Source organism: Mesorhizobium sp. M4B.F.Ca.ET.058.02.1.1 (assembly GCF_003952505.1).
GTDB lineage: Bacteria > Pseudomonadota > Alphaproteobacteria > Rhizobiales > Rhizobiaceae > Mesorhizobium.
Map to the genome: position 1 here is coordinate 5361103 of NZ_CP034450.1, position 12147 is coordinate 5373249.

Below are 12147 nucleotides of genomic sequence, written 5' to 3' on the forward strand. Positions count from 1 at the left end.
TGTGCGGCGCTTTCGCCGGTTGCTACTTTGCACGGCCATCAATTGCCACTTCGTGCGCGTCCTGGGAACAAGCAAACATGCAGCGCATCGCCAGTGTCGACGACATCGCGCGGGGCCTCGACGCGCTCTGCCGCATCGACCCGCGGCTGGAGACGGTGCGCGGCATGGCGGGCGATGTGCCGCTCAGGCTCTCCGAGCCGGGCTTCAGGAGCCTGGCCTCGATCATCGTCTCGCAGCAGGTGTCGCGCGCCAGCGCCGATGCGATCTTCGGCCGGCTGACCAGGCTGCTCGACCCGCTGACGCCGGAAGCGGTGTTGGCCGCTGGCGAGGACATTTTTCGCGAGGCCGGGCTGTCGCGGCCGAAGCAGCGCGGCCTGCTCGCCGTCGCCGGCGCCGTGGTCGAGGGGCTCGACCTGCACCGTCTCTGCCGGCTCGATGCCGATGAGGCGATCGCGGCGATGACGGCGGTGCCGGGCATCGGTCCGTGGACGGCGCAATGCTACCTGCTGTTCGCCGCCGGCCATCCCGACGTCTTCCCGGCGCGGGACGTCGCGCTGCAGAGCGCGGTCGGCCATGCGCTGGGCATCGACCCGCGTCCGCCTGAGAAAACGCTTATCCGCCTCGCCGAATCATGGAGCCCGTGGCGAGGTGTCGCGTCGCGGCTTTTCTGGGCCTATTATCGTGAAACGCGGGGGAGGGACGCCGCGCCACCGGCGTAAATCCGTAAAAAAGCCCTAAAATCATGCGTTTTTGACATTTCGGGCGCGCGACAATCCGCTTCACATCCCTGTCATGTCGGGCTTACAGTATCCGCGCCGATCGGTTACGGCGCCGTGCATCCGGTTGGATGCTCAAAAGACGCCGTAAGACTTTTGAAGTTGCGCATGATCCTTTCCGAAAATCGTTCGATTTTCGGGGTCATGCGCGGAGCCAAGGAGGTCAACGACGTGACGGTTGCCGTATCTCCGGATGGGCTTCCAGCACTGGTGCTGAACGCGGACTACCGTCCGCTCAGCTATTACCCGCTGTCGCTCTGGTCATGGCAGGATGCCATCAAGGCGGTGTTCCTCGAGAGGGTCAACATCGTCGCCGAGTACGAGCATGCCGTATCGTCGCCGACCTTCTCGATGAAGCTGCCCAGCGTCGTCAGCCTGAAGGCCTATGTGAAGCCGTCAAGGCATCCGGCCTTCACCCGCTTCAACGTCTTCCTGCGCGACCGCTTCCAATGCCAGTATTGCGGCACGCCTGACGACCTGACCTTCGACCATGTCATCCCGCGCCATCGCGGCGGCGCGACGACCTGGGAGAACGTGGTCGCCGCCTGCTCACCCTGCAACCTCAGGAAGGGCGGCATGATGCCGGCGCACGCCAAGATGTGGCCGCTGCAAAAGCCCTATCAGCCGACGGTGCACGACCTGCACAACAACGGCCGCCTGTTCCCGCCCAACCATCTGCATGAAAGCTGGATGGATTATCTGTACTGGGACGTCGAACTGGAACCGTAGAGTTCGGCAGAAATCCGCGAGCCCGGTCGTCTGCCGCAGCTTTCTGCGCTTCCGGTGCTCACGTACTTAGGTACGCTCAGTCCCGGTTCTCGAAAGCCGCGCCAGCCAATCCGGGCTGGCGAATTTCTGGACGAACTCTGCGTCGCCAGATCACGCGGTCAGTCGCGCGAAAGGGCGCTGCGGAAGGCGACGGCGGCGAGGATGAAGCTGGCGATGGCGTTCCAGCCGGCCAGCGACAGGCCGAGGATGCGCAGCGCCGCCTTGTCGCAGGAGGGCGGCACGAACTTGTCGAGCGCGTCGAGCACGCCCTTGCCGCCGGTGTCGACCGGGCCGGCGCCGGCGGTGCAGTCGGCCGGGCCCGGCCACCAAGCCCATTCGACGCCGGAGTGGTAGACGCCGAGATAGAGGCCGTAGAGCATCAAGAGGCCGCCGACGGCGAGCAGGCCTCGCGTTAGACAGGCCGGCGCCTTGAGCAGCGAGGCGATCGCCGCCAACAGCATCAGTGGCGCGCCGACGTAATAGGGCGTGCGCTGCTCCAGGCAGAGGTGACAGGGGATGTAGCCGCCAATGTACTGGAAGGCGAGCGCCGAGCCGACGGTGGCGGCCATGGCGACGGCGAGGAACAGGGCGGCGCGCGTCCGCTGGCGTCCGGTGTCGGCATTCATGGTCGCTGTCATCGAAGGTGGTCCGTTTGCGTGGTCGCTATGCGTGGGCGTATCTGACGAGGATATAGAGCAAAATAAGGGCAGCGGCGCCGGCGCCGACGATCATGCCGAGGCGCTTCTCGATGAACTCCTTGATCGATTCACCATAGCGGCGCAGCAGCCAGGCCAGCAGCAGGAAACGAGCGCCGCGCGCCACGATGGCAAGGCCGATGAAGAGCAGCAGATTGACGCCGATGACGCCCGACAGGATCGTCACCACCTTGATCGGCGGCAAATGAGCGGCGCCCGAGGTGATCAGCATCAGGATGATGAAGCCGATGCCGGACGACGTGCGCAGCGCTTCGAACTCGTCGTATTTGCCATAGAATTCGAGGATCGGCTTGGCCACCGCCTCATAGGCGTAGTGGCCGATGAACCAGCCGAAGACGCCGCCGAGCACCGAAGCGGCGGTGGCGATCAGCGCGTAGCGGTAGGCGCGCTCCGGCTTCGACAGCGCCATCGGCAGATAGAGCACGTCCGCCGGCACCAGGAACACGGAACTCTCGACGAAGGCGATGAAGGCCAGCCACCATTCGGCGGATTTGCGGGCTGCCAGCGAGAGCGTCCAGTCGTAAAGTCCGCGAAGCATCGGCTCTCCTGTGATTGCGCCGCCCTTCCTGCACTGTCCACGCATGTCGTTTTGCGCGACATGCAGCGACGCGCCGCTTGTCTAGAAAGATTTTCCGCGCCGCACAATGGCAGCACCTTCACGAAACCGAAAGGTGAAGATTGGTCGCGGGCGTGAAGCCGATCGGGAAACTCGCCAGTTGACGAACAGGCCCGCAACCGTATAGTCCGCGCCCATCCAGGCCGCCCGGCCTGAGCCCCTATGGCGGAATTGGTAGACGCGCTCGACTCAAAATCGAGTTCCGCAAGGAGTGCTGGTTCGATCCCGGCTAGGGGCACCACTTTCAATAATCAGGCAGCGGGCCTTCTGGAAACGTCCGCCGTACCGATCCGGTGATGGAGGCACGATGATGAATCGTGCGGTCAGCAAGGCCTATCGCTCCGTGAAAGCACGCGCGAAGGAATCGAGCATCGGCCGTGCGAGATACTCGAAGAAGGTGCGATTGCCGGTGTTGATGAACGCCTCGACCGGCGTTCCCGGGTAAAGCTGGTCGGCTTTCACGCCGGGCGGCAGGGCGTCGGCAATCTTAAGCCTGGCGCGGAAATAGGGTTCGCGCGTGGTCTGGTCGATCAGGCGGTCGGCGGAGATTTCGCTCACCGTCGCCGACACCTCCGGCGTCAGGCGCATGTTGAGCGCCGACAGCCTGAGCTTTGCCGGCTGGCCGACGCTCACCTGGTCGATGTCCTTCGGCCTGAGCTTGGCATCGACGTTGAGGCCCGATGCCGTCGGCAGGATCTCCATGATCTTTTCGCCCGGCGCGATCACGCTGCCCATGGAATTATAGGTCGACGACACCACGATGCCGGCGGCCGGCGCCTTGATCGTGGTGCGCCGAAGCACCGCTTCGGCCGCCCTGATGCGCTCCTTGATGTCGGCGAGGTTGGTGCGGACCTCGTCGAGCCTGGTCAGCGCTTCTTCCACGCGCTGCGTGGTCAGCCGCTCGACCTGCACCTGCGCCTCGACGATCTGGGAGTTGGCCGCGGCGAGGTTTGCCTCCAACGCGCCGGCCTGGCCGACGAGATCGGCCTCAGAGCGCAGAAGCTGCGAGTATTCGGTGCGGTTGGTGAGGCCCTTGTCCAGCAGGCTGGTCTTGATGCCGAGCTCCTTCTTCACGACATCGGCCTGCTGCTCGATGGCGAGTTTCTGGGCGTTCAGGCCCACGACCGACTCGCGGTGCATGGCGACCCGCTGCGCCATGATCGACTGTTCGGAGTGGAAGCGCGCGAGCCTGGCGTCGAATACCTTCTGCTGTTCCCGGACAAGATTTTCGAAATCCTGCTGGAACGGCGCCGGCGCTGCCTCGGTGATCGGCGCAAGCCTGTCCAGTCCGTCGCGCTCGGCTTCGAGGCGCGCCGCGCTTGCCTTGAGCGCGATCGACTGCCTGGTCAGCCGGTTGAGGTCGGCTTGCGCCGCCGTCCGGTCGAGGAGGATGAGGTCCTGGCCCTGCCGCACGCGGTCGCCCTCACGGACGAGCAGTTGCTGGATGATGCCGCCCTCGGGCTGCTGGATCAAGATGTTGCCGCCAGTGGCCGATATCGTGCCTTGCGTGATCACCGCGCCGGACAGCGGCGCGCTCATCGCCCAGTAGCCGAAGCAGCCCGCGAAGATTGCGATTGCCCCATACCCGGCCAGCGCCACACGCCGGAAGTCGGTGCGCGGATGGCCGTCGAAGGTGAGGCTCTCGGCTGTCATCGACTTACGATCCGAAGCGGGTGCCGTGTGCGCGCATCGTCTGCGCGAACGAGCCCGTCACCACGGTGCCCTGCTGTGCAGGCAGACCCTTGGCCACCGACGACTGGCGCAACACCTCGCCGCTCGGACCGAAGGCTTCGATCACGCCACCGCGCAAAAGCATCACGCGGTCGCAGGCCGCGGCGATCGATGGGCGATGCGTGATCACGATCGTCGTGACGCCGGCGGCTTTCGCAGCCGAAAGCACCGCTTCGAGCGCCATCTCGCCGCTGCCGTCGAGATGGGTGCTGGGCTCGTCCAGCACGAGGATCCGCGGATTGCCGTAGAAGGCGCGCGCCAGCCCGATCCGCTGTCGCTCGCCGCCCGACAGCGTCCTATCCGAGGGACCGACCATGGTCTGGTAGCCATCGCGCAGCGCCAGAATCAGATCATGCGCCTCGGCGCGCCTTGCCGCCTCGATGATCGCGGCGTCGTCCGCTTCAGGGTCGAAGCGGGCGACGTTGTCCGCGATCGGTCCAGGAAAGAGCTCCACCTCCTGCGCGAGATAGCCGATATGCCTGCCAAGCTGGTTTTCGTCCCAGGTCTTGACGTCGGCCCCGTCGATCCGCACCAGGCCGCCGGTCGGTCGAGCCGCGCCGACAAGCAATCGAGCGAGCGTCGATTTGCCGGCGCCGCTCGGGCCGACGATCGCCACCGCTTCGCCCGCGGCGATCGCGAAATTCAGCCGCTTGAGGATAGGCTCCGTGCCGAACGGAGCGTTCGGCGCGATGAAGAAAAGATCCTGCACGGAAATCGCGCCGGAAGGATCCGGCAGGGACAGCTTCCGCGCTTTCGCCGGATGTGCCGCAAGCGCGGTCTCCAGCCGCTTCCACGCCCGCCTGGCGTCGACGATCTGCCGCCAGGATCCGATCAGCTGGTCGAGCGGCTGCAGCGCACGCGACGAGACCAGCGAGGAGGCGAAGATCATGCCGGCCGTCATCTGCCCTTCGAGCACCAGCCATGCGCCGGCGCCGAGTATCGCGAGCTGCAGCATCATGCGCAGCGCCCGTGAGGCGCCGCTGAAGATCGCGTTGGCGCTCGCCGAGCGGTCATGCAGGACAAGCGCGTCAGCCACATGCCGTCCCCAGACCCGTGCGGCGTTCTCGACCATGCCCATGGCGCGCAGCGTGTCGGCATTGCGGGCGAAGGCTTGTTCCGCTTGGGCGGCGACGGCCGAACGCCCCGCCGACAAGGCATCGTTCCTGCCGATGGCAAGCTGGTTGGCCACCACCAGGAGAAGCAACAGCACGGCGCCGGCGAGTGTCAGCCAGAACAGGACGGGATGGATGAGATAGAGCAGAGCGAGGAAGACGGGAGCGAAGGGCAGGTCGAACAGCACTGCCACGCCGCGCGACCTGATGAAGGCGCAGGCCGAGGCAAGGTCGCGCAGCGGCGACAAGCCGCCAGCATATCTGGCGCCTAGCGCGGCGGCGAATGTCGTCGCCCCCAGCCTGCCATCGACCGTCGCCGCGACGCGCTGCGCGTAGATGGCCCGCACCGCGTCGAGGAAGCCGAGAAAGGCGAGCGCGATCACCGCGATCGCCGAAAGGTAGAGCAGCGTCTCGACGCTCGAGGACGGCAGGACGCGGTCATAGACCTGCAGCAGGTAGAGCGGGATCACTAGCAGCAGGATGTTGATCAGTAACGAGAAGATGCCGACATCGGCGATGGCGCGCCTGAACACCGGTCGCAGGCTTGACTGCCTGGTCGTGCCCGCATTCGCGCGAGGAGCATGGTCCTGAGACATGCGCACGGACGCCTAGACCGCGTGCTCGCCCGTGACGTTCAAATGGCTCTGCTGCAAATAGTCCAGCGTATAGGCGTGGATATAGTCGATCTTCATCTGAGCCGGCGTGGCGAGATGGTCCGGCGGCGCGCCGGCCTGACCGCCGATCGCGAGATCAACCAGCATGTACATGGGCTTGTTCATGTCGGATGGCGTTGCCGCCTCCGCGACCTGCACGCCGTCATAGGTCCAGACCAGCTTGTCCGGCGTCCACAGCAGGCCGTAGGTGTGAAAGCCGTCGGTGTCGGAGACATTCACCGTCGATCCGACCTTGGTGTGGGTTCCCGTCTCATTCGTGTGCGCGGTCATCAGAAGCGAGTTCGGACTTTGGCCATACATTTCCACGACGTCCAATTCCGGCGGCCACGAGCCGTCTTCCGGCAGCAGCCAGAAGGCCGGCCAGGCGCCGGTGTTTTCCGGCAGGTCGGCCCTCATTTCGAAATAGCCATAGGTCTGGGCGAAGGTGTCGTGCGTGGTCAGGATGCCGGAGGTGTATTCATAATTGTTGATAAGCGGCTTGATGTCGGCCGACGCCTGGGCCGCGGTGATGGTCAGCACGCCGTCGTCGACGCTGAATGGGTGGACCGAACTCGTCGGCGCGTAATTGGCGTCGATGTACCATTGTAGCTCGTTGTTCTGGGTGAGCGTGCTGCCGTTCGGCGCCCCCCACCAGAAGTTGGTGTCCCAGGTGCCGCCCTGGCTATTGTGAAGGCTGAGCGTGTTGAAATCGTCATTGAAGGACAGCGTCATTCCGGACTTGTCGATCGGCAGCTCGAACTGGCCGGCCGACAGCTTGTCGGCAGTGGTGTTGTTGAACACCAGCACCTCGTTCGATCCGAGATTCAGCAGAAGGTTCGCTCCGGCCTGGATCAGCTGCGCCTTGACGTCGTCGAACGACATGAAGTCGTAGCCGTTGAGACGGATGGTGTCGTCGGCGCCGAAATCGGTGATCAGGTCGCTTCCGTGGCCCTTGGTGATGATGAACGTGTCGGCGCCGCCACCGCCGATCAGTACGTCGTTGCCCAGGCCGCCGTCAAACGTCTGGCTGCCGGTACCGCCCTTGATTATGTTGTCGACCGAATTGCCGAACGCGTAACGATTGGCGCCGGTGACAACGAGGTTCTCGAAATTGTTGGGGAGCTTGTAGCTCATCCAGGTGTCGATCGTGTCGATGCCTTCGCCGGGCAGCTCGACGGCCCGGTTGATCGTCGAATAGAGATGGTAATAGTCGTCGCCCGCGCCGCCATACATGGTGACGTTGACGCTGGTGTTGCCCCAGAAAGAGTCGTTGCCGGATGTGCCGCGCAGTTCCGGCCCGGCCCCGGTTGCGGAGAACCAGTGGGTGGAAGCGCCGGTGTAGGGAAGGGGAATGCCTTTTGCGTTGACGACACTGGTCATCGGACGATCCTTCCTCGGAATGCCGGCCTGTTGGAGCCGCTCGATAGGAGTTCAAGCGACCGCTTGCGGACCAACGTTGTAGTGCAAATCATCGTTCCAACGAATCACCATATAGTACAGGGAAAAAGGTATTTTCCTCGATTATTTCTTATGAGTGAATAGAATGAGGAATCTCTAATACAATTAAAGCGCGAAGCCGGACCAATTTTACTCAATATTGCTGGAATTCTGCCAAATGTTTAGGCAAATCGCTGTGGCAGGATGCATTTTGATTTGAGGCGCTCGCCTCGTCCTGGCGAGGCAGGCCTAGCGCATGTTCCCGGTATGCCCCTGCGAGTATCGTCCGGGCAGCGGCCACACCGTCAGCCCATGAGGCTCCAGGCCGACGGGGATCCTGGTGACGGCGCCGGACGTGGTGTCGAACATGTAGACTTCGCTGTCGAAGCGGCCGGACAGCCAGAGCTGCTTCCCATCGGCGCTGATGTTGCCCATATCCGGGCTGCCGCCGCCCGGGACGGGCCACTGGGCGATGACCGAGCGGGTGGCGAAGTCGATCACCGTGACGCTGCCTGGCCCCTTGGCGCGACCCTGCTCCATCTTGTGCGAGCCGCGGTTCGAGACATAGAGCCGCCTGCCGTCGCGGCTGACGACGAAGCCATGCGCGCCGATGCCGGTGGGGACGAAGCCGATTTCGGCAAAACTGTCGCCGTCGATCAGGAAGACGCCGTCATTCATCATGTCGGCGACGTAAAAGACCTTGCCGTCGGGCGAGAGCCTTATGTCCTGCGGCATGCCCATCTTCGAGAGGTCGAGATGGCCAAGCACCTTCTGGTTCTTCAGGTCGACCTTAAGCAGCCCACCATCGCCGTATTCGCAGGTGAAGATCGCGTAGGAGCCGTCGACGGAGAAATCGGCGTGGTTGATGCCGGCGCAATCGGGCGTCAGGATGACCGACTTCAGCGCCATGGTCGCGGGGTCGCGCAGGTCGAGCTGGCGCAAAGCTTCGTCGACGATGATGGCCGAGCTGCCGTCGGGCATGAAGTACATGTTGTAGGGGTCGTCGACCGGGACCTGCCGGCTGGGCTTGCCGGTCTTCGGGTCGACCTCGGTCAGGCTGCCGTTCTTGCCCGTTCCGTTGTTGGCGACCCACAGCGTCTTGAGGTCCCAGGAGGGGACGACGTGCTGCGGCTTGCTGCCGACGCTGAACCTGTCGACCTCCTTCAGGGTCGTGGTGTCGATCACCGAGACGCTGTTCGACGACCGGTTGGGCACATAGACACGCGGCAGTGCGCCGGCCGTGGCCGGGCTGAGATGGCCGGCGGTCGTATGGCTGTAGACGTTGACGGACGGCGCGCCGCAATCCTCGAGACAAGAGCCGGCAAGGGTCCGGGCCGGCAGCAGGGCAAGCAGGAGAACCGGCGCGAGGCCGGCATGACGCAGGACGGTCCTGATCATCTGGATTGCCTTGCGATGAATGCCGACCGGATTCGGCTGCCGAAAGCCATGCGCTCGCCGTTCCTCTAGCGTCGTTTCAGCAGGCTGCGCATGCGGTTGCGCAGGATCCGGGCCATGTTGCGGGTCTCGCGGTAGAGATGCAGCTGCGAGGCCGCCTGGCGGGCGAGGCGGTCGGCGTCGGGCGACAGCCCAAGCACCAGCGTGCCCATCGGTTTGCGCTCCGTCCACAGCCGGCTCATCACCGGATGGTCGGGCACGGCGCAGGAATCGGTCACCACGATATTGGGGTCTTCGAGGTTCTGCCTGGTGACCTCGATCATCAGCAGCGTGCCCGGCGAGTAGGCCGACAGCGTCTCGTCATAGGCGGTCTTCCAGGTGTACGCGACGCCGGCCTCGACGAAGACGATCAGGCAAGCGATGGTGCGGCCGTCGAGCGTCAGCGAGTGGATGCGGCAGAGGTCGTGCTCGGCCAGCCGGTGCACGGCCTCGCGGGCGAAGGCGGCGCGGTAGCGGTCGATCGCCATGGCGGTGCGCTCGCGGCCCTTCCAGCCGGCCGCCTCAAGCGTCAGGAAGCTTTCGATAGCGTGGCGGATATCTTCCGGTCCGCGCGCCACGATGTGCTCGAGCTGGCCAAGATCGGCCAGGCGGCGCTTCAGGCGACGGAATTCGCGGTAGTGGTGCGAGCGCAGCGACGCCTTGAGGTAGTCCTCGCCGTCGGCCTCGCTTTCGAGCATCGGGCGATCCATCTTGCCGGTGGTGACCATCGTCAGGCCGCGCGTTTCGGCAAAGGCGGTCAAAAGGCTCGCCACCGGTCCGTCCAGCCTGATGTCGGGCAGCACGAAGACCCTCGGCATCTTGAGGTGCGGCCTGGACAGCATCGAGAAGAAATCCTCGATGACGCCGACCGGATCGTCGCGGTCGACCAGCGGCGTGCCGAGCGGGCCGAACGGGCTCGACCAAGTGCGCATGACGGGAACGCCAAGCGGGATGGCCGGTCGCTCGACCGAGAACGGCACCAGCAGGCGCAGCCGGTTGCGGTATTCGTCGCCGTCGCGGATCACGGCGAGCTTGACCTCGCGGTCCTCCAGCCTCGGCATGGCCGGCGCGAGGAAACGCGGATTGAAGAAGACGTTGGGCTCGACGGTGCGGGCGCAGAGATAGTCGAGTTCCTCGACCAGGTCGAAGCCGGCGGCGGCCGGATAGATGGCGAGCTTGCGCTCGGGCCTGTTGTTGGCGAGGATCTCGATATGGGCGGGGTCGGCGTCGCGCGCCAGGCCGGCCAGACCCTGCACCATGGCACCGGCCGGGCCGCCGCTGGTTTCCTCAAGCAACGGGATGGCGGCCATTAGGCGTTCCCCTTCCTGGCGGTCGCGAAGATCAACATGACGATGCCGAGCTTGCGCCAGACGGTGAAGGTGAGCGCGCTGGCCTCGAAGACCATGGCGAGGCTGGTGGCGATCGCCGCGCCCCAGAGGTGGAAGAAGGGGATCAGCACGACGTTGAGGCCGATGTTGAAGGCGAGCGTCATGGCGTAGACGGCGGCGCAGATGTTCTGGTTGCCGCTCATGGTGAGCAGGCTCTCGCACGGGCCGACGGCGGCGCGCGCCACGACGCCAAAGACGAGCAGGAACAGCAGCGGGTAGCCGGCGGTGAATTCGGGGCCGAACAGAACCAGCATCGGCTGTCCCAGCGCCAGCACCAGCAGCGCCATCAGCAGCGAGGGCCAGAAGGTCCACGACACCGTCTCACGGGCGAAGGCGGCAAGCCGATCCGGCTCGCCATGGGTGAACTGGGCATAGCGCTGGGCGACGCCGGCCTTGACGGCGAAATAGACGAAATGCACCAGCGCCAGCGTCTTCACGGTAGCGAAATAGACGGCGACGTCATCCGGATCGAGATAGGCGCCGACCATCAGCACGTCGGCGTTGGTCAGCAGGAAGAAGAAGCTCTCGACCAGGAAGATCGGCAGCGAGACCATGAACCATCGCGTGAAATGCACCTTCATCGGACCGGGCACGAGCTTGCGGTCGATGCGCGCGGTGACGCCCATGAACTGGCCGATCGTGGTGGCATAGCTGGCGGCGATCGAGGCGAAGATCGCGGTCCTGGCATCGGGCGCGTAGCCCGCCGCCAGCATCAGCGCCATGAACACCAGGATCAGCACCGGCCGCACCAGATAGGTCGGCGACAGCGCGAACAGCGCCCATGAATTCGCCCGCGCCAGCCCTTGCAGGAGATCGCCCAGCGCGATCATCGGCAGGCAGACGACGCCGAGGATGAAGGGCACGACATAGTAGTTCTCGATCCAGGGCGAGAACAGCCAGACGCCCAGCGCGCCGAGGCCGGCAATGGCCGTCGAGGCAACCAGCACGAACAGCCGGCTCGCCACGACGATGCCGCGCAGTTCGGCGAGCAGGCCGCGCTCGCGATATTCGGGGATGAAGCGGATGACGGAGGTGTGGAAGCCGAGGCAGGCGAGGTTGCCGACGATCACCATCGTCACCCAGACCAGCACGAAGATGCCGTATTCGAACGAGCCCATCCAGCGCGCCATCAGCACCTGGCTGACGAAAGCGATGACGGCGCTGATAATGCGGATGGCGAAGGCGATGAGCGACATGCGGCCGGCCTCGCCGCGCTCGTCGGCGGTGAACAGCACGGCATCGATGCGGCCAAGCAACGGGTTCACGCGCAGCGCCCAGCGCTGCGGCAATAACCGCCCGGCAGTCGTCGCCGCGGAAAAGCGCACCCCGATTATTCTCCGTTTTCCGCCTCTTTCCTGCGTTTCGATCTAGCGAAAACACATTAAGAAACGGTTGGGTGGGGAGCTTTCCTTCTCCCTGTCACTATACGGGGCGAAGGCGCCGGCAGGCGAATGAGGGGCGGCGCAGCCCTTCTAAGCATCGCGCTGCCGCGAAGCGGATTGGTTTGCAGGAGTGG

Annotated in this window: 10 protein-coding genes and 1 tRNA gene; 3 read left to right on the plus strand and 8 right to left on the minus strand. The window is 64.8% G+C overall.

Annotated elements, in window-relative coordinates; translation table 11 throughout:
* Positions 1 to 77 precede the first annotated feature (77 nt).
* On the plus strand, positions 78 to 719 hold the full coding sequence (locus EJ073_RS26050; protein ID WP_126058122.1) for a DNA-3-methyladenine glycosylase: 642 nt from the start codon (positions 78 to 80) through the stop codon (positions 717 to 719).
* Between the two features lie 228 nt (positions 720 to 947).
* The gene (locus EJ073_RS26055; RefSeq protein ID WP_023677956.1) at positions 948 to 1505 is read left to right on the plus strand and encodes an HNH endonuclease; all 558 of its coding nucleotides are present in this window, start codon (positions 948 to 950) and stop codon (positions 1503 to 1505) included.
* A gap of 158 nt (positions 1506 to 1663) precedes the next feature.
* Here the strand turns inward: EJ073_RS26055 and EJ073_RS26060 are convergent, their stop codons facing one another.
* Positions 1664 to 2182 (minus strand): disulfide bond formation protein B, encoded by a 519-nt coding sequence (locus tag EJ073_RS26060; protein ID WP_126058123.1) that lies wholly within the window; start codon positions 2180 to 2182, stop codon positions 1664 to 1666.
* A 25-nt stretch (positions 2183 to 2207) separates the two neighbouring features.
* Positions 2208 to 2798 (minus strand): YqaA family protein, encoded by a 591-nt coding sequence (locus tag EJ073_RS26065; protein ID WP_126058124.1) that lies wholly within the window; start codon positions 2796 to 2798, stop codon positions 2208 to 2210.
* A 234-nt stretch (positions 2799 to 3032) separates the two neighbouring features.
* On the opposite strand from EJ073_RS26065, the gene EJ073_RS26070 reads away from it, so the two are divergent.
* Positions 3033 to 3117, plus strand: a tRNA-Leu gene (locus tag EJ073_RS26070).
* Between the two features lie 92 nt (positions 3118 to 3209).
* Here the strand turns inward: EJ073_RS26070 and EJ073_RS26075 are convergent.
* The 6 genes from EJ073_RS26075 to EJ073_RS26100 form a co-directional block, all read right to left on the minus strand.
* The gene (locus EJ073_RS26075) at positions 3210 to 4529 is read right to left on the minus strand and encodes an HlyD family type I secretion periplasmic adaptor subunit (protein ID WP_126058125.1); all 1320 of its coding nucleotides are present in this window, start codon (positions 4527 to 4529) and stop codon (positions 3210 to 3212) included.
* A gap of 4 nt (positions 4530 to 4533) precedes the next feature.
* On the minus strand, positions 4534 to 6315 hold the full coding sequence (locus EJ073_RS26080; RefSeq protein WP_126058126.1) for a type I secretion system permease/ATPase: 1782 nt from the start codon (positions 6313 to 6315) through the stop codon (positions 4534 to 4536).
* Positions 6316 to 6327: 12 nt separating this feature from the next.
* A complete protein-coding gene (locus EJ073_RS26085) occupies positions 6328 to 7752 on the minus strand; it encodes a family 16 glycosylhydrolase (protein ID WP_126058127.1) in 1425 nt (474 codons plus the stop codon).
* 306 nt (positions 7753 to 8058) lie between these two features.
* Entirely contained in the window at positions 8059 to 9207 is a 1149-nt protein-coding gene (locus tag EJ073_RS26090; RefSeq protein WP_126058128.1) for a YncE family protein, read from the minus strand.
* A gap of 65 nt (positions 9208 to 9272) precedes the next feature.
* Positions 9273 to 10553: a GNAT family N-acetyltransferase gene (locus EJ073_RS26095; protein ID WP_126058129.1), complete on the minus strand. Its 1281-nt coding sequence runs from the start codon at positions 10551 to 10553 to the stop codon at positions 9273 to 9275.
* A complete protein-coding gene (locus EJ073_RS26100) occupies positions 10553 to 11956 on the minus strand; it encodes a lipopolysaccharide biosynthesis protein (protein ID WP_126058130.1) in 1404 nt (467 codons plus the stop codon). The genes EJ073_RS26095 and EJ073_RS26100 overlap by 1 nt, the downstream gene beginning before the upstream one ends.
* Between the last annotated feature and the right edge of the window lie 191 nt (positions 11957 to 12147).

What these genes read in the sequence shown, in the direction of transcription:
- EJ073_RS26095 (WP_126058129.1), bottom strand. Translation starts at nt 10,553, where the DNA reads ATGGCCGCCATCCCGTTGCTTGAGGAAACCAGCGGCGGCCCGGCCGGT.
- EJ073_RS26075 (WP_126058125.1), bottom strand. Translation starts at nt 4,529, where the DNA reads ATGACAGCCGAGAGCCTCACCTTCGACGGCCATCCGCGCACCGACTTC.
- EJ073_RS26090 (WP_126058128.1), bottom strand. Translation starts at nt 9,207, where the DNA reads ATGATCAGGACCGTCCTGCGTCATGCCGGCCTCGCGCCGGTTCTCCTG.
- EJ073_RS26050 (WP_126058122.1), top strand. Translation starts at nt 78, where the DNA reads ATGCAGCGCATCGCCAGTGTCGACGACATCGCGCGGGGCCTCGACGCG.
- EJ073_RS26060 (WP_126058123.1), bottom strand. Translation starts at nt 2,182, where the DNA reads ATGACAGCGACCATGAATGCCGACACCGGACGCCAGCGGACGCGCGCC.
- EJ073_RS26080 (WP_126058126.1), bottom strand. Translation starts at nt 6,315, where the DNA reads ATGTCTCAGGACCATGCTCCTCGCGCGAATGCGGGCACGACCAGGCAG.
- EJ073_RS26065 (WP_126058124.1), bottom strand. Translation starts at nt 2,798, where the DNA reads ATGCTTCGCGGACTTTACGACTGGACGCTCTCGCTGGCAGCCCGCAAA.
- EJ073_RS26085 (WP_126058127.1), bottom strand. Translation starts at nt 7,752, where the DNA reads ATGACCAGTGTCGTCAACGCAAAAGGCATTCCCCTTCCCTACACCGGC.